Origin of the sequence: Cryobacterium sp. LW097 (assembly GCF_002205495.2) — a bacterium.
In the GTDB taxonomy this organism is placed as follows: domain Bacteria; phylum Actinomycetota; class Actinomycetes; order Actinomycetales; family Microbacteriaceae; genus Cryobacterium; species Cryobacterium zongtaii.
Genome location: NZ_CP021994.1, coordinates 78,897 through 93,936 on the forward strand (window position 1 = coordinate 78,897; position 15,040 = coordinate 93,936).

20 protein-coding genes and 2 pseudogenes are annotated in these 15,040 nt (G+C 61.6%); 6 read left to right on the plus strand and 16 right to left on the minus strand.

Annotated features, from left to right (window positions below; translation table 11 throughout):
• Nucleotides 1-999, minus strand: coding sequence for a dihydroxyacetone kinase subunit DhaK (dhaK, locus tag B7495_RS18230; protein ID WP_088458233.1), 999 nt, complete (start codon nt 997-999; stop codon nt 1-3).
• 210 nt (nt 1,000-1,209) lie between these two features.
• Here dhaK and B7495_RS18235 point away from each other — a divergent pair, with 210 nt between their 5' ends.
• The gene (locus tag B7495_RS18235; protein ID WP_088458234.1) at nt 1,210-1,995 is read left to right on the plus strand and encodes an IclR family transcriptional regulator; all 786 of its coding nucleotides are present in this window, start codon (nt 1,210-1,212) and stop codon (nt 1,993-1,995) included.
• Nucleotides 1,996-2,052: 57 nt separating this feature from the next.
• Nucleotides 2,053-2,217, plus strand: a pseudogene (locus B7495_RS18240) (transposase); the annotation flags it as partial.
• 298 nt (nt 2,218-2,515) lie between these two features.
• On the opposite strand, the gene B7495_RS18245 reads toward B7495_RS18240, so the two are convergent.
• Complete coding sequence (locus B7495_RS18245; protein ID WP_088458236.1) at nt 2,516-3,790, minus strand: FAD-dependent monooxygenase; 1,275 nt, start codon at nt 3,788-3,790, stop codon at nt 2,516-2,518.
• 142 nt (nt 3,791-3,932) lie between these two features.
• Entirely contained in the window at nt 3,933-5,573 is a 1,641-nt protein-coding gene (locus tag B7495_RS18250; protein WP_088458237.1) for an MFS transporter, read from the minus strand.
• A 100-nt stretch (nt 5,574-5,673) separates the two neighbouring features.
• Between B7495_RS18250 and B7495_RS18255 the strand changes: the two genes are divergently transcribed.
• Complete coding sequence (locus tag B7495_RS18255; RefSeq protein ID WP_088458238.1) at nt 5,674-6,225, plus strand: MarR family winged helix-turn-helix transcriptional regulator; 552 nt, start codon at nt 5,674-5,676, stop codon at nt 6,223-6,225.
• Nucleotides 6,226-6,733: 508 nt separating this feature from the next.
• Here the strand turns inward: B7495_RS18255 and B7495_RS18260 are convergent.
• The 3 genes and pseudogenes from B7495_RS18260 to B7495_RS19745 form a co-directional block, all read right to left on the minus strand.
• A complete protein-coding gene (locus B7495_RS18260) occupies nt 6,734-6,940 on the minus strand; it encodes an ANTAR domain-containing protein (protein WP_165791186.1) in 207 nt (68 codons plus the stop codon).
• Nucleotides 6,941-7,054: 114 nt separating this feature from the next.
• Nucleotides 7,055-7,231, minus strand: coding sequence for a hypothetical protein (locus B7495_RS19430; protein WP_240632537.1), 177 nt, complete (start codon nt 7,229-7,231; stop codon nt 7,055-7,057).
• Between the two features lie 121 nt (nt 7,232-7,352).
• A pseudogene (locus B7495_RS19745) lies at nt 7,353-7,463 on the minus strand (DNA/RNA non-specific endonuclease); the annotation flags it as partial.
• A 12-nt stretch (nt 7,464-7,475) separates the two neighbouring features.
• Here B7495_RS19745 and B7495_RS19515 point away from each other — a divergent pair.
• Both B7495_RS19515 and B7495_RS18270 read left to right on the plus strand, forming a co-directional pair.
• Nucleotides 7,476-7,604, plus strand: a complete 129-nt coding sequence (locus B7495_RS19515; RefSeq protein ID WP_255416818.1) for a hypothetical protein — start codon at nt 7,476-7,478, stop codon at nt 7,602-7,604.
• A gap of 329 nt (nt 7,605-7,933) precedes the next feature.
• Nucleotides 7,934-8,323, plus strand: a complete 390-nt coding sequence (locus B7495_RS18270; RefSeq protein WP_134479516.1) for a hypothetical protein — start codon at nt 7,934-7,936, stop codon at nt 8,321-8,323.
• A gap of 256 nt (nt 8,324-8,579) precedes the next feature.
• On the opposite strand, the gene B7495_RS18275 is transcribed toward B7495_RS18270, so the two are convergent.
• From B7495_RS18275 to B7495_RS18920, 9 genes are all read right to left on the minus strand, one after another.
• Entirely contained in the window at nt 8,580-9,095 is a 516-nt protein-coding gene (locus B7495_RS18275) for a DUF4232 domain-containing protein (RefSeq protein ID WP_088458241.1), read from the minus strand.
• A 206-nt stretch (nt 9,096-9,301) separates the two neighbouring features.
• Nucleotides 9,302-9,787, minus strand: a complete 486-nt coding sequence (locus tag B7495_RS18280; protein ID WP_088458242.1) for a hypothetical protein — start codon at nt 9,785-9,787, stop codon at nt 9,302-9,304.
• A 19-nt stretch (nt 9,788-9,806) separates the two neighbouring features.
• The gene (locus B7495_RS18285; RefSeq protein ID WP_088458243.1) at nt 9,807-10,208 is read right to left on the minus strand and encodes a hypothetical protein; all 402 of its coding nucleotides are present in this window, start codon (nt 10,206-10,208) and stop codon (nt 9,807-9,809) included.
• 17 nt (nt 10,209-10,225) lie between these two features.
• Nucleotides 10,226-10,603 (minus strand): hypothetical protein, encoded by a 378-nt coding sequence (locus B7495_RS18290; protein ID WP_121678521.1) that lies wholly within the window; start codon nt 10,601-10,603, stop codon nt 10,226-10,228.
• Between the two features lie 20 nt (nt 10,604-10,623).
• On the minus strand, nt 10,624-10,995 hold the full coding sequence (locus B7495_RS18295; RefSeq protein WP_134479514.1) for a hypothetical protein: 372 nt from the start codon (nt 10,993-10,995) through the stop codon (nt 10,624-10,626).
• Nucleotides 10,992-11,201, minus strand: coding sequence for a ribonuclease PH (locus B7495_RS18300; protein ID WP_088458246.1), 210 nt, complete (start codon nt 11,199-11,201; stop codon nt 10,992-10,994). The genes B7495_RS18295 and B7495_RS18300 overlap by 4 nt, the downstream gene beginning before the upstream one ends.
• Nucleotides 11,202-11,210: 9 nt before the next feature.
• Complete coding sequence (locus B7495_RS18305; RefSeq protein ID WP_174776204.1) at nt 11,211-11,510, minus strand: hypothetical protein; 300 nt, start codon at nt 11,508-11,510, stop codon at nt 11,211-11,213.
• A gap of 16 nt (nt 11,511-11,526) precedes the next feature.
• Nucleotides 11,527-12,063 carry an LPD29 domain-containing protein gene (locus tag B7495_RS18310; RefSeq protein WP_088458247.1) on the minus strand — a complete coding sequence of 179 codons (537 nt, stop codon included), beginning with the start codon at nt 12,061-12,063 and terminating at the stop codon, nt 11,527-11,529.
• Nucleotides 12,064-12,736: 673 nt separating this feature from the next.
• Nucleotides 12,737-12,919, minus strand: a complete 183-nt coding sequence (locus B7495_RS18920; RefSeq protein ID WP_103461360.1) for a hypothetical protein — start codon at nt 12,917-12,919, stop codon at nt 12,737-12,739.
• Nucleotides 12,920-13,165: 246 nt separating this feature from the next.
• On the opposite strand from B7495_RS18920, the gene B7495_RS18315 reads away from it, so the two are divergent.
• Nucleotides 13,166-13,495: a hypothetical protein gene (locus B7495_RS18315; protein WP_088458248.1), complete on the plus strand. Its 330-nt coding sequence runs from the start codon at nt 13,166-13,168 to the stop codon at nt 13,493-13,495.
• 639 nt (nt 13,496-14,134) lie between these two features.
• Here B7495_RS18315 and B7495_RS18320 read toward each other — a convergent pair.
• Complete coding sequence (locus B7495_RS18320) at nt 14,135-14,893, minus strand: GAF and ANTAR domain-containing protein (RefSeq protein ID WP_088458249.1); 759 nt, start codon at nt 14,891-14,893, stop codon at nt 14,135-14,137.
• Between the last annotated feature and the right edge of the window lie 147 nt (nt 14,894-15,040).

Genomic DNA, 15,040 nt, shown 5'->3' on the forward strand with positions numbered 1-15,040 from the left:
TTAGATCCCCCAGCGCATTCCGGCGGTGTTTACCGGTGCGTCCCACAGATGAAGCAGGTCTTCGTCAGCCTTGAGGATCGTGACAGAGCAGCCCGCCATGTCCAGCGCCGTAATGTAATTGCCCACGAGAGAGCGGGCGACCGTGATGCCGGCAGCGTCGAGGATCTTCCGGACTTCGGCGTACATGACATAAAGCTCGATCAACGGGGTACCGCCTAGCCCATTCAGCATCACGATCGTCGGGGCCCCGGTGAAGTCCAAGTCGGCGAGGATCGGCTCGACGAGTTGGCGGGCTACCTCAGCGGCCCCGGCCAACGGCACGCGGAAGCGTCCCGGCTCCCCGTGAATGCCCACGCCGATCTCCATCTCGTCTTCGGGGAGCTCGAAAGTTGGTTTCCCGGCCGACGGGACTGTGCAGCTGGTGAGGGCAACTCCCATGGAGCGACCGGACTCATTGACCTGGCGGGCCACCGCGGTGACGGCGGCGAGGTCGCGGCCTTCCTCAGCGGCCGCACCCACGATCTTCTCGAGCAGGACCGTGGTGCCCACACCCCGGCGGCCTGCGGTGAACGTTGAATCCTCGACCGCCACGTCGTCGTTAACGACCACAACTGCAACCGTGATCCCGGTCTCCGCCGCCGCGAGTTCCGCGCCCATTTCGAAGTTCATCACGTCACCCGTGTAGTTCTTGACTATGTGCAGCACGCCCGCTCCGCTGTCCACAACCTTCGTCGCCTCGAGCATCTGGTCGGGCGTCGGCGAGGTGAAGACCGCTCCAGCGCAGGCCGCGTCAAGCATGCCCACACCGACAAAACCGCCGTGGAGCGGCTCATGACCGGTACCTCCACCCGAGAGCAGGGCAACTTTGCCTACTCTCGTTGGGGCTGCCCGATAGATGATGCGGTTGACGTGGTCGACGCGAAGTTCCGGATGCGCGGCCGCCACGCCGATAAGGGAATCGGCCAGAACCGTCTCCGGGGAATTGATCAGTTTCTTCATGTTGAGACCTCCAGGTTTACCTTCATGTTTGCTCTCCGTTGAACTTTTCGAGGTGGATCCGCGAGACGCGTTCGCCCGCAACTCAATACAAGCCACAGAATGCAATTCGACAATGTCGAATATCCTCCGGAAGGATGGTGGATGTCAACACGGGTTATGAAGAAGTGTCAATGGCGCAGCATACTGAAGAGATCAACCGGAGGTGCAGATGTGATTCAAGCCATCGATCGTGCGGCGAAAGTGCTGTCATCGTTGCAGGGCGCACGCCACCTCGGCATCACCGAACTCTCCGCCGAACTGGGGCTGCCGGTCTCGACCGTGCACGGCATCGTCAAATCGTTGCAGGGCCACGGCCTTGTCGCGCAGGAGCCCGGCGGCAGCCGGTACTTGCTCGGCCCGGCCCTGCTCAAACTCTCGAATGTCTACCTCGACACGCTCGATGTGCGCGCGCGGGCCATGCGCTGGACCGTCGAACTCGCGCGCAGAACCGGACTGTCCACGCGTTTGGGAGTACAGCTGTTCGACGAGGTCATCGTCATCCATCACAACGAGCGCCCTGACGGCAGCCAGCAGATGCCCGAAACGGGCCTGTCCATCCCTGCCCACGCCTCGGCAATGGGCAAAGTTCTCCTCGCGTATAGCCCGGAGTACACCTCCGAATTGCTGGGGCGAACCCTCCGCAGTCTCACCGGCGCCACGATCACCGACCCAGCCCAGCTCGCCATGCAGTTAACCTCGATTACGGAACACGCCATCGCCACCGAAGAGGACGAGGCGGTGCTGGGTGAGTCGTCGGTCGCGGTGCCCGTGGTGGACACCCGCGGCACTGTCATTGCCGCGGTCGCTGTTGTCGTTCCGACGAGCGAGTGGCCTCCTGAATCCAGCGTGCTGAATAGCTTGCGCGAAACGGCCCGAAACATCTCCCGGGAACTCGGCGCCAGCACCTGGCCGCCGAGGGCACCCCAACCAGCCGTCGTCGCGCATTCAGAGCCGTGAGAGCGACTCGCCGGCCATGGTGTCGAACATGAGTTCGCTGCGTTCCTGCGGCGGCACTGGCGCCAGATCTGGTCCACAAACTCGCTGGAACGGGTGAACAAATCAAACGCCGCACCGACGTCGTCGGCGTGTTTCCCAACGCTGCAGCTCTGTTGCGCCTGGCCGGGTTGGTTTTGATCGAGCAGCACGACGAGTGGGGAGCTGGCGAACGACGCTACTTCTCCGAAGCATCCATGCTCGAGCTGGCCACCAGGAACAGCTCCATCGAGGTCCTCGACGGGGCAATCAGCACGGATATCGACCCAGCCTGGCGAGTGCACGCCCTCCGGGGCGATGACGGTACCGCCGGAGATCATCATCGGTGCGGCCGGGTCCCGGCGGTTTCCGCCAGGTGAGTTGGAGCTCGCGGTCGGGAGAATTCCGGCCGGGGTGAGGGTGAGCGGGGTCATGACTATTGCTCCAAGGGTTCCGGTAAATCGAAGCAATCATGCCTTGTCTGTTGATGCGGGTCCCTGGGAGGTCAGGAGACATGATCCTCATCATCGTGGGGTATTTGTTGAGGAGAATCGGAATTCTGGTTGGAAACAAAGGTTGATTTGATCAGATGTGTGTAGTGGGGCAGTTCGATCTTGTCAGCCGGTGGTGTAAAAATCTTTTCGCCCAGTGCGCTGAATGCGCGGGTTGCGCCGAGTTTGAGCGCAGCGTTGTAGACCGCCAGGCCGGGTCGGGTTTTGGGGTTTGCTATGCGGGGGGCACCGGGTGGCAGTTGTTGGGCTTGGTGGACGTATGGCCTCATGAGGCGTTCGTAGTTTTGGTTTGCGGTATCGGTGTCGTGGGGATGGGATGCGAGTTCTCCGGCCAGCACGTACGCGCCGACGAGGGCCAGGCTGGTGCCCATGCCGCTGATGGGTGAGGCGCAGTAGGCTGCATCGCCAAGTAGTATCACTTTGCCTTTGGACCAGCTCGGGGCGTGTACTTGTCCGATGTAGTCCAGATACATGTCCTCTGCGCTTTCGAGACCTTCTAGGATGCGGGGGATTTCCCATCCGGCGTCAGCGAAGCGGTTGCGTATTGCCGTCTTCTGTTGTTTGGGGGGCAGGTCTTCGTATCCTTCCGGACCGGAGAGGAACGAGAGGGCGGCCCGGGTGGTGCCCTTGTTGTCGGGGCGCAGAAGAGCGGCCCGGCCTTGAGTTGTGTTGTACCAGTGCGCCCAATCGTCATCGTGGGGGGTGCGGTCAATGGTGAAATATGTCGTGTACAGGCCGAGGTGCCTGATGACTGGCTCGTCTCCGTATACCAGGGCCCGGGTGCGGGAATTGATGCCTTCGGCTATCACCAGGGCGTCGAAGGAGCGGTCAGGCCCGTGCTGGAAGGATACGGTGATTTCGTCGGCGGATTCGGTGACGCCGGTGATGACGTCGCCGAAGATGTACTCGACACCCGTGGAGTTGGTGTCAATGATGATGCGTGCAAGATCTCCGCGCAGGATCTCCAGCTCAGCTGTCGCACCTGCGGTGTCGGAGGTCGAGGCCGGGAACTCGGCGACTGTTTCGCCATTGCTGTTGATGAACCGTGTCCCCTTTTCACCCGTTGTCGCCTCTCTGATGGTCTGTTCTATTCCCATGCGGCGGGCCACTTCGCGTCCGGCGCCGCGAACGTCGATATTGTGCCCGCCCACCCGCAGTTGGGCGGCACGCTCGATGATGGTGACCTCCCACCCGTATCTTGCCAACCAGTAGGCGGCGACGGGACCAGCGATGCTGGCTCCGGAGATCAGTACACGCATATTCGGCATGCGGTGGTTCCTTTCAGAGTGGGCGAGGGTTGCCGGTTCATTCGGTGAATCCGGCCCCGGTAGTGAGGTGGTCTCCGCCCCCGCGGTCGGGAGGCGGAGACCACCGCTCAGAGCAGAAGGGCGGGCGAGTTGGGCACCCAGTTCACGCTTTGCCGCTTACGGATTTTTGAGCCTCGGTTGAAACACTGTCGGCGTGTGCCTTCTCGGTGAGCCGCTTGCTCGGAATGAGCAGGGTGGCGACCACCCCGATGATGAGGAAACCGGCCGCGAGGTAGGAACCAAACGCAATCGCTTGGGTCATCGCTTCCCTCGCCGCATCGGCGACGAAAACTGTTTCCGGGTTCGCTGCCAGCGGCCCAATGGCGGCTCCGGCGCTGTCGGTGACCGCGTTGCTGAGATTGCTCGCCTCCGCCCCGGAGAGGCCGGCGTCGGTTAGCTTGTTCTGCAGGGTGCTCCCCAGGGAGGAGAAGAATACCGTCGTCAAGGCGGCGATACCAAGTGCCGAGCCCAGTTGGCGGAAGGTGCTCTGGATGCCCGAGCTCTGACCGCCATCTCCTTCCGGAACATCTGCCAAGACCACGTTGGTCACCTGGGACGTGGCGAATCCGACGCCGATCCCGTAGAAGAACAGGACCAGGGCGATGAACCACCAATTCGCGTCAGTGACGGCCGCAACAAGGCCGAGGCCGGCAAGTCCCACTACTTCAAGGATGAGACCGATACGCACCAGTGCCAGCGGAGAGACCTTCGCGGAGAGCGGGAAGCTGATGCCGCTGGCAACGAAGCTGCCGATAGCGATAGGGACAAGTGTTGCTCCGGCTTCCAGCGGCGTGTAGTCCAGAGTGAACTGCAACCACAGCGGCAGGACGGCGATGATGCCAAATTCACCCAGGCCAATGATCAGCGTGGCGATGTTGCCGTTGCGGAAGGACGAGATCGAGAATAGCTTCACGTCCATGAGCGGCTGGTGCTTGCTGTTCACACGGCTGATCACCACCTGACGGCACACGAAGACCGTCATCAGCACGACAGAGAGCACGAGCGCCACGAATGCCGGGGAGAGCCCGGCATCCCACGTGGCACCGAACAGTGTGAATGGCTGTTCGCTCATCACCCATCCATAGACGCGGCCCTCGACGAGGCCAAACGCAAGCAGGCCCAACCCGAGAATGGATAAGACGGCGCTCAGGCCATCGACGCTTCCCCGAGAACGCGGGGGTTGTGGGAGGAAGATAACAGCGATCACCAGGATGATGATGACCAATGGGATGTTGATCCCGAACGCCCACCGCCACGACGCGTGCTCGGAGAGCCAGCCTCCCAGCACCGGCCCCAGCGCGGTGGCTGCACCGATGGTGGAACCCCACACGGCAAACGCCTGGCCACGGGCCGGGCCAGTGAACATGTGGTTTAGCAACGCCAGTGACGTCGGCAGGATAGCGGCGGCACCGATGCCCTGTAGGAAGCGGGCAAGGATGAGAATCTCGCCATTTGATGCCAATCCGGCGAGAAGGCTGGTGGCACCGAAGATGACAACACCGCCGATGAACACGCTTCGAGCGCCGCGCAGGTCCGCGATTCGTCCGGAGACCAACAGCAGCGCCGCGAAGACGATCGCATAGGATTCCTGAATCCACTGTGCCTGACTTGAATTGATGCCCAGGTCATCGATCACCGACGGGGTGATCACATTCACGATGGTGGTATCCACCACGATAAGGGCCACACCCAGCGCGACGGCTATCAAACCGATCCACCGCCGCGCTCCTGCAGAAACAGCCATTCCAACCTCCATGTAACTTTACCAAATAACTATTTCATCATCAAACTACTTTATGATGGTAATGTCAACCGAGCTATGAAACCTAACGAAAGGTGGCCTCATGGGTAACTCCGTCCCGCACGCCGGGTTCCCTCAGCAGAGCGAACGCCTCAATGAGGCGCTGCGCGCCTACGGTGCCACCTACTCGGAGCTCGCACGCCAGTTCGCGGCAAACGAAGGCCTTCATTCCACTGACGCCACTGCCCTGATTGAGATCCTCGCAGCGGAGGAACGCGGCGCGGCGCTGTCCCCGGCAAGACTGAGTGAAAAAATCGGCCTCACCCCCGGAGCCACCTCAACACTCATCAACCGTCTAGAGCTGGCCGGCCACGTACTCCGCAGCCGAGTCCACGCCGATCGGCGCATCGTGACGCTCCACTCCACATCCGGTGTCCAGGCCATCGCCGACGACTTCTTCCAGCCGCTGGGTGATCGGATCGCTGACGTGTTGGCAAAACACTCCACCGAGCTTCTCGGGATATTCGAGGGCATGCTCGGGGATCTGACTGAAACGATGGAAAGCTACATCACAGCCACCACTGCCGCCCGAATCAACAGCCCACAAGAACCACCCACGCCTCACCCACAACCCACCAAGGATCCCGACCGGTGAGGAAACCGTAGGGGTGGGTCCGGCCTAAATCGCCCCAGACTCCCCAAAAACGTCGAAGTGAGTCCCGTTTAGATTGCCCGGGTGGGTCCCACTAAAGCCGCCACAGTCATACTGGATTCGACCACCAATCGCCGCAACTCCAGGAAGGATATGGGCGGTCGCCCGCGGATCGTCATAGACAGCCAGATTGGAAACGCCCGCCGCCTCATAGAAGGCGGGGAGACAGTGGCCAAGGCCTCGCTCGATCAGGTCCGAATCCGTTGTCGCATCAGAGCGGCGTTCGCTTTGTTGTCCCGCATAGGGACACGGTATCTCGAGGCCACCGGACCTAACGGCAATTCTCCCTGGGAGGCCGGCGCGAACATGACAACGGGTGGATCTGGCCTCGGTAAGCTCACCGATCGAGTTTGAGGCAATATACGTGGCCCTCAAAGCCGCCTGAAACCACTAACCCTTTGAGTCAACTGAACTCGGGGCAGTCCCCTACGCACCGGGCTATCCGAGGACGTTAGGTGAAAGTGATTTTGCCGGCGATAACGTCCGCGGCCACGGCATCAACTGAAACCCCCGTGGATTTAGCATGCCTCACGAGACATCGCAGCGCTTGGTCAGGGTTTGCGTTGGTTTGAGCGATGATCACCCCGGTTGCCTGATGCACCTGTGGGTTGTACCAGCTCTCGAATCGCCTGATCTGTTGCGGGTTTTCGATGGTCACGTCGCGCCTAGCTCTCCGCCTCGTTTCGGGTAATGAGGTTCGCCTATATTCTGGGCTGCTCCCCTCGAATGGGTCAAGATGCATAAAACGAATCTGTAACGACGGCGATAGCCCTCACTCGTCGGCAACCGAACTGGCTGTTGCGGATTTGAAGTGGATTCCTGTTGCGTCGTGGAGCTTGACCCAGTCGTCTCGACGGCCTGCGTCGTCCCGAGTGTTCGCAATTTGCGCCAGAGCGTCTGGGTCGGACAGATCGGCCAGGTCGAGTTCGGTGAGGCCGACGATATCCATGATGGGCCTTTGGAACATCCGGAACCGTCCAAGCGGCGGGGAGTGCCGGCGATTTCGACAGGTTGAACGCCCCGGACTGCGGGGCGGTGTTCGTGTAGGCGACGGTGTCGGTGTTAGCTGGCCTGGCTGTTGCGGCGACGCCCCGGACCGGGTGTTGGTGCCGGGCGAGATAGCCGCGGTCGAGGTCGTCCCTGGCATAGGTGGCCTTTTCAAGCTGTTTGTCGGCCGGGATACGCGGGTCTAGATGTCAGTTATTGCCCTGATCGACATCAACGAACTGATCACCGTTGATGTTGATGCCAGTGGCGATCGCGAGGGCCCGCAGCGGGCCCAGGAGTACGGTGAGTTGGGTGCAGGGCAGTGCCCGCATTGAGGCGCAGCCAGTAAATTCCGGCAGCGTCAGAGGAAACTGGAGGAATTCGGTTTGTATCCAGCAGGAGGAAATACTGCACCGTTCATGTCGATGGTAAATCAGTTGCAGTCGGGTCACGTCCCTCTAAGGGGTGTGGGTTCTGCGGCAAGAGTGGGGCCGGATTGTGCCGGCGGCGAGTGCTGTGGGCATAGCGACTCAACCGGCATCGGGTGCAGATCGACCGGCCACAAGCTTTGGCCCCTCGCCTGCCGTGAGCCCGTGCATGCCAGCGGCGGAGGTCCTCTGTGTAGCGCGGTGATATCCGATTCTGGCGTTCGAGGCGGCATAGTGTGGTGACGGCATTGTCCGAGGCATCCGATCAGCAGAAGCTGATGCTGAGCATGGCTTCGGGCAGTCAGGCTGCGTTCGGCCTGATTTACGATCAGTTGTGTGTTCCGACGTTTGCGATCTGCAATCACTACCTGAAGTCCCCGGCCGCGGCCGACGAGGCCATGTGCGGCCTGTGGCTATACGTCTGGCAAAACGCGGCCATGTTGTCGGGGCTTGACGGCTCGCCTTGGTCAATCATCATTGGAACAGCGGAGCACCACGCCAAGCATCACGCTCAGGCAGAGCGCCTGGCCCGAGGAACGGCTGTCTCTCTCAACATCTGCGATGACGCCACCTCCAACTGGCTGGGGTACAACATCGCGGCCAGCCCGGACAACCCGCTTTCTTAACCGATGCGGCTCGCCATCACGCCGCCCGCCGCACGTTGCTCGCACGCGCGCCCCGCCACGGGATGAGATGCCCCCTTTGTGGCTCCTACTGGATGACAAGCTATCGGTGTCCGCAGTGGCCCCGCCACTCTCGGTCTGCACCTTCGGCGTCCGATAGAGGATCTCCAAACGGACGCCATTCCCCGGTCAGGCTCGTCACTCGTGCGAAGCGGGTTCATCGCACAGCTCATGTATAGGTGGGGTCGATCCGCTTCGGTTAGGAATGAGGATTATCCGGGCTGGCGGCGAGGTTGTACACCAGCCACCTGGAGGTTGCACCATCACAGATGTTGAGATCAGCCACATCAACATGGATGTCTTCGCTACTTTGAGGCAGGCGGATCCGCAGTGTTGCCGCTCCGAGCAACGGACAGTCCTGGTAGAGATTTTGGCCAGCGACTTTGAGTATGACGTAGGCGGCCTGCTTCGGTTTTACGGTGAGCGTCCGAGCCGGGACCGTGGTTCGTTCCACGGCTGGGTCGCCGACAACGTTCCCGTTGGCATCGAGCAGGGCTACATCGGGAAAGCCGGACACTTCGCAGTCAGTGGTGCCGGTGTTGGCTAGCTTCACGTAAGACAGGGCTGTGTTTTGAGGGTGCTCAGGGTCGAATGCTTTACGGGTGGCAGCGAACTCGCAGCCTCCGGCTGTGGTGCCTACCACCGGTGCCGACGTTGCCAGGCTTTCATCGGGCACGGTCGGCGAACAGCCCGCTAGTGCCCCCAGAATGATCATCGCTGTCACGGCGGCCCGTGCGCTGGTGGATCGACAAGGTCGACCGTTCACTTGAATCCCCCCTATCAAGTTGCCTACCAGCACTGTACGGCTGATCAGCGAAAGAAATGAGGGGGAACACCTCGTCTCTCAGACCCTCAGCACACGCCCAGCTTCCCCGGGGCGCCCAAGCCGAGCGGCGTTGGGCTCCGGGCCGGGCTTTACGGTTAGAACAGGCGCGGGTGCGTTTCTTCTACCCCGGCGAGAGCGGCGCTCATCCGCTCAGGGTCCCACCCGTGGGTGAGGATCACGTCTCGAAGATCGCGGGAGCGCTGCGCGCCTTCCTCTCGCGCAAGACCATTGAACTGCCATGCTGGCCACCGGTTAGCGTGGCGGTTTTTCTGCGCCCGGTCGAGCATGTTCGTTTTGTTGGTGTCCTCGGATAGGTACGACTCTGCCGCGTCTCTGACGGTGTGCACGCAGATAGGCACGTCGCAGGAGTGCGGCAGCAGCACCGACGACGGGAGCGCTTTTCCGGTGTCGAGTTGGTAAGTGAAACGCTGCGGCCGATAGACCTTCTGGTCGTCGCCGTCCTTGGTCCAGAATCGGCCGTAGCCGTCATCAGCGATCGCGCCTGTCCATATCCAACAGTCATCGGTGGCAGGGCCCTTGACGACGTGCGACCCGAACCGCTCTACCTCCGTGGCTTTCATTTTCTCGCTGCGCGCTTGGTTAGGCGATGGGTGTGGGGACGGTCGCGAGCTGGTGAATTCGGCCCTTGGATAGTCCTAGAATTTTGCCGGCTTCTTCGAGTGTGTATCCGTCTGCGAGGAGATTGGCAATCACGGTGCGGCGCATCTGCGCCGCTTCCGCTTCGTCCTCGCCGGCCACAGTCTTAGCTTGGGCGCTCTCCCAGGTGGAGCGGTAGGCCTCGGGGAGCGCGTAGGTTACGCGGACTGCGATCGTGGCGGGATTGACGTCAAGCCAGAGCGCGGCCGCGTCGGTGGCCGTGGCCTCTACGTCGTTGATGTTGCGCGTAGAAGTCACGGTGTCTAGGTCATCATCCTGGAAGGAGATTTCCCACCATTTGTCCTCATGGGATGCGGTTGCTTCTATCGTGCGGGGTGTCGTCATGGTCGTGCTTCCTCTTCTTATTTCACTTCATCGAACCAACGCACGACGGCGTTAGCTGCGTGAGCCTTGGCGACCAGGTCGGCCGTTGTTGCAGCGGATGCCGCCGCCAGGTTGAGCAGCCCGGTGGCTTGCCCGTCGGCGCCGACTGCGGGAAGTCCGGGGGTGCCGTGGTCGTCCTCGCCGTTGTAGTGCGTGCCGTCTACCGCTGCGCCGTGCCACCCTGCCAACTGCGCGTAGACCTGGGCTAGCGACTCCTGGGCGGCTTGGAGACTACCCAGCAGCTCGTAAGAATCTGAGGGGCGCGGAACTGTGCGCGTCGAGTGTGCCAGCGTCTTGGCTGCTTCGGCCAGCTCGTCCGCAATTTCTGTCTGTCGGCCTTCTTCGTTTACTGACATTGGGTCTCCTGGTCGTTGGTCTAGTGGGTGAGCTGGTGCACGCGCTGATACGAAACGCCCAACACCACGCCAATGTCGCGGATGGTGTAACCGTCCGCCTCTAGGCGGCGCGCGACGCCGCGGCGCAGCTCGGACGCGCGCTGTTCGCGCTCCTGCGCTTCCTCGCGCAGCGCGCTAGCCTCCTGCACTTCCCGGTCGATTTCCGGGCTGATCGACACGCGCACCAGAACCTCTATCGAGTCCGCCGAAACATCTTCAACAAACGCGATTGCTTCCCGCTGCGCTTCGGCCGCCTGGTCGAGCCTGGTTACCTGCGAGATCGCGCCGGGCACCTGGTCGTTTTGCACGACCCACCAGCGGCCCTCCTTGTGTGCCTGTGATGTGTACGTCACCGCCACCACCCCTTCCCTAGTTCCTTCTCGAACTGCTTGTAAAACGCGCGGGCGGTTCCTTCCGCAACTTCGGAATGTCGCCCGATGGTGCTTCGCGTTTCTCCAACCACGATGCCGGTGTGGTTAGTCAGCTCGACCTCTCGATAGTCAAGGCCGCGAGCTTTGGCCGCATCCCTGATTTTTTTGAGTACCGCGCGTTTGTTCATGACTCTAGTCTAGTGACCTTGACTAAACAAGTCCAGGTCACTAGACAGATTCTCTTGGTCAATGTCCAAGACCTCGACGGGCGTAGCTTCGGCGGGTCGGCAGTGGCTGTCCCCCTCCTCGTCGGTGGCGGCGTGCGCCTCGATCCAGTAGTCGGCGGCGGCGGTTGCGCCCACTGCGCGGAGCAAGTTTGACAGGGCCTCGACCTCGCCACAGGTTAACCGCGGCCCCAGGTCGCGGGCTAGGTCGGCTTCCTCGAAAACGTCAACAAATACAACGACGGGAACTGAGTCGATGGTGATTGTGGGCATGTCTGGTTCTCCTGGTCTATCGGACGGGTGTGGTGACGGTGCAGAGGTTTACGCGGTGGAGGATTGCTTGGGCAACCTGCTTGGGGCTGTAGAGGTAGTCGAGGTAACGGCCCGCGACGTACAGCCCATCGGGCAACGTTGCGCTGTCGATCGGCTCGCCCTCGGGGGTAAACAGAACTAGGTCCCGGTGGTCGCTCTCGGTCCTAATGAGGTGCTGCGCTGCGCGGTATCCGGCGGCGGTGTATTCGCGGTGGCTGAGGATTCCGTCACAGCAGTAGCGCACCTCACGGGGCATCTCTTCACCCTCGCCCGCGATCAGCGCTGTTCCGCTGTCGTCGTAGCTGTCGGTCATCCCGTTGAAGCTGCGGCCCTGAAACTGGCTGGTGACTTCCTTTACTTCAAGCTCGGTGGGTCCGTCACTGTAGCTCACGTTCATCCACGCGGCCGCGGTGCCGGTGCTCATCCGAACACTGAACTTCACTCCGGGAAACGCGTTCTTCAATGCGGCGCGAACCAACTTGGCAGTGTCCTTGGTGGTGATGTATTCGATCATGTTCTCTATCTCCCTCAACGTTTCTTTGCCTTTTCGGCGGTCTTCCGCCCTCACGGGAGTGCTGTCGGGGTCAAGCCACAAGGAGCGGTTGGCAGGCCAAAGTTTTTGGAGGAGCGCAGCGGGGGAGAAAAGTTTTGCCGAAACTGCGACGACGGCTTGACGCCGGCAGCGCGAAGTGAACAATCCCCCAGACGAAAAAGCAAAAAGGCCACCGTGCGCCGGCCTGCATACCGGGGCACCGAGACCGCCGCATTTCCCCGTCTCGAGAACGGGTCTCGGCAGGTTGGCTATGCTGCCGGCATGGAACCGGACTCCTTGGGCGCTCCCCCGAACTGCGAGCGGTGCCTAGTGCCGATGGTGACCACCGGGTCACCGGCAAGCGCGTTCTGGCGGTGTCCCTCGTGTGACCTGGTGCGCCTGGTCTAGCTCCCGATCGGCCCATCTGGTGGGCGGATAATGGGGGATGAACTGGGACCTGGCACACCGCCCACGGGACGCGGCTGAGTCAACGCCGGCCACTGTCGAAGCGCCTGACAGTTGGGCTGCAGTCGAGCAACTGCGAGCTGCGATCCCCGCGGATCACCTGGTGCCGTACGTCAGGCCCGCTAAGTAGTCGAGGGCGCCGGCCACCGTTGGAGGGCTTGGAGAGCGACAGGGCCACTCCCCAAGCTTGCTACGGGAGGAGCAAGTCCAGAACGGTCAGGGCCTGGTCCCAGCTCAGGACGCCGGAGATCACGCACAGGAGCAAGGTTGCGCCCAACACTCCCCCGCCTGCAATCTTCATCCCGGAGGGTGAGAACTGCATGCTTGCGCTGAATGCGGGAGATGTGGGCAGCAGTTCGGGTGCTACGGTCATGGTGTTTCTTCTTTCTGGTTTGCCTCTTGGGGAGGTTTATCGGACACAGGCCCCTCACGGGGTCTCTGTGCTTTAAGCGGTCGTGCTACTAGGTACTATCGGCACTTCCTTTCTGGACATGCGCGGCAGGGGGCCTGTCGCCGTCGGCGGTCCTGCCAGTACGTCTATGCGGTTCCCCGGGCCGGGGCTGGAGTCCGTTGGGACATTGTGCCTTGAATCGAACACACATTCGAATGGAATTGCGGCATGGGAGCGAACAAGAGATACCCGAGTGGCCCGCAACCGGCACCCCCCGTGCAGGCCGACACCCTGAAACAGGTTGAGCCCGAGTACGAGGAGTTCACCGCTCGGCCGTTCAGCCTCACCGCGGAGGAGCTGGGCCGACTGCCGGCAATTGTGGTCACCGAGCCCATTCCCGTTCTGGCGTGGGTGCGATCCCCCGCAATGTCTGCGCACGTCCAGGGCCGCGCCCTGGCGTGGACCCAACGCGCCGTCTACGTCGAGTGGGAACACCGCGGGCTGCACCGCGCGTGGGTGTGGGCTTCGGCCGTCGAACGCGGCGGGTTGGCCGTCTAGGTCCAGTAAAATTGTGACGCGCATCGCCTTCCCCCCTCCCACTCTGCGCTTGTAGTTAGATTCTGAATCTGGACTTCCCCTGAAAGCTTACCGTGAGTTTGCTGGGTACTTTCGGGTTGGGAGATTCCACCCTGTCTCTTCGCCTGAATAGGGCGCCAGTGGAGCGGCCCCCACTCACACCATCGGCAGACGTGATCGTGACCGATGAGGGATGCTGGCACGGTTTCCCTATGCGCGCTCCTTGGAGCCAGCAGCCCGCGACGTGTTCGCGGTCCGGTTTAGGGTGTGAGCCATGGCACTGGGATACGCATTTGTCGATGAGCGTGGGGCGCGATACGGCGAGGACAACCCGGCACCGCCCGATCGCACGTTCGTCTACGGTCCGGCCACGGGCCCTTTCGCTGGACAACGCCTGGTTGTGCACGCCTCATCTTGGGACGGCACGCTAAGCAACACCTGGCTTGGGGAAGGGCGGGACCGCTGCATGGCAACCTCTGAGGTTGCGAAGCTTTTGGAGATGGACGTAGTGCCCGGCAGCTCTCAATTCGGTGACCGGTAGGGGATCGGTCAACGTACGTTTACTGACCCGACGACGGAGCCGACCGACGTGCCGGCCGCAAGGCAAGCAGCCCTGGATTTCTATTTCAGGCGAGGGCGCTCGAGCGGTCGTCTTAATCGTTCCGCCTGGAACGAGAGCCCATGATGTACGACACCATCAGCGATGTCGTGCAGCTTGGAGCTGCTGGTGCGCGCGTAGGTGCGGAGCAAGGAGAAGGCTTCATCGATGGGCACCCCGTGGCGCTGCGCCAAAACACCCTTAGCTTGCTCGATGAGTATCCTGCTCTTCAGCGCTTGCTGTAATTGTCCGTTCACTGTGCCTTGATTGTGGATGATTTGGTACTGGACGAGGCTGATCGTTGCCACTTGAGCCAAGGCCAACGCCAAGGCTGCGTCTTGGTCGCTGAACGGTTCGCGGGCGGAACTAAAAAGGTCAAGGCTCCCGAAAGTGTGACCGCGCAGGCGCAAGGGGAAAGAATGCGCCGCATCGAATCCCCGCGACAAGGCAATCGCAACAAACTGAGGCCACCGTCCGGCCTCTTCAGAGAGATCAGAAACCTCTACAGGTTCCCCGGAAGCGAAGCAGTCCAGACATGGGCCTTCATTGTAACCAAGCTGGGCCTCTTCGACCTCGCTCGTACGCTCGTTCGAAGACGCCACAATGTGAAGAACGCCACCGCTGTCGGCCAGAAGAATTCCGGCGTCTGTCGCCGCGGTGAATTCGGTGCTGGCCTGGACGAGGATGTCCATGGTGTCAACGACGTCGTGGCCCGCGCTTAGTGAGTCGGCGAGGAGCACAAAAACGTCTGCAAGATCAACTTCGCGTTGTGAGGAGACCATGCACCCAGAGATTAGAGCGCGATCACACCGGCCGCAAAGGGGTTGCACACCGTCATGCTTGTCCGATAGGGGATGGGCCAGCGAGATTTTGCAGCTCGACGCTTACTTTTTGACGGTCGCGCCTCGTGCCGCGGAAATTAAGCGGGG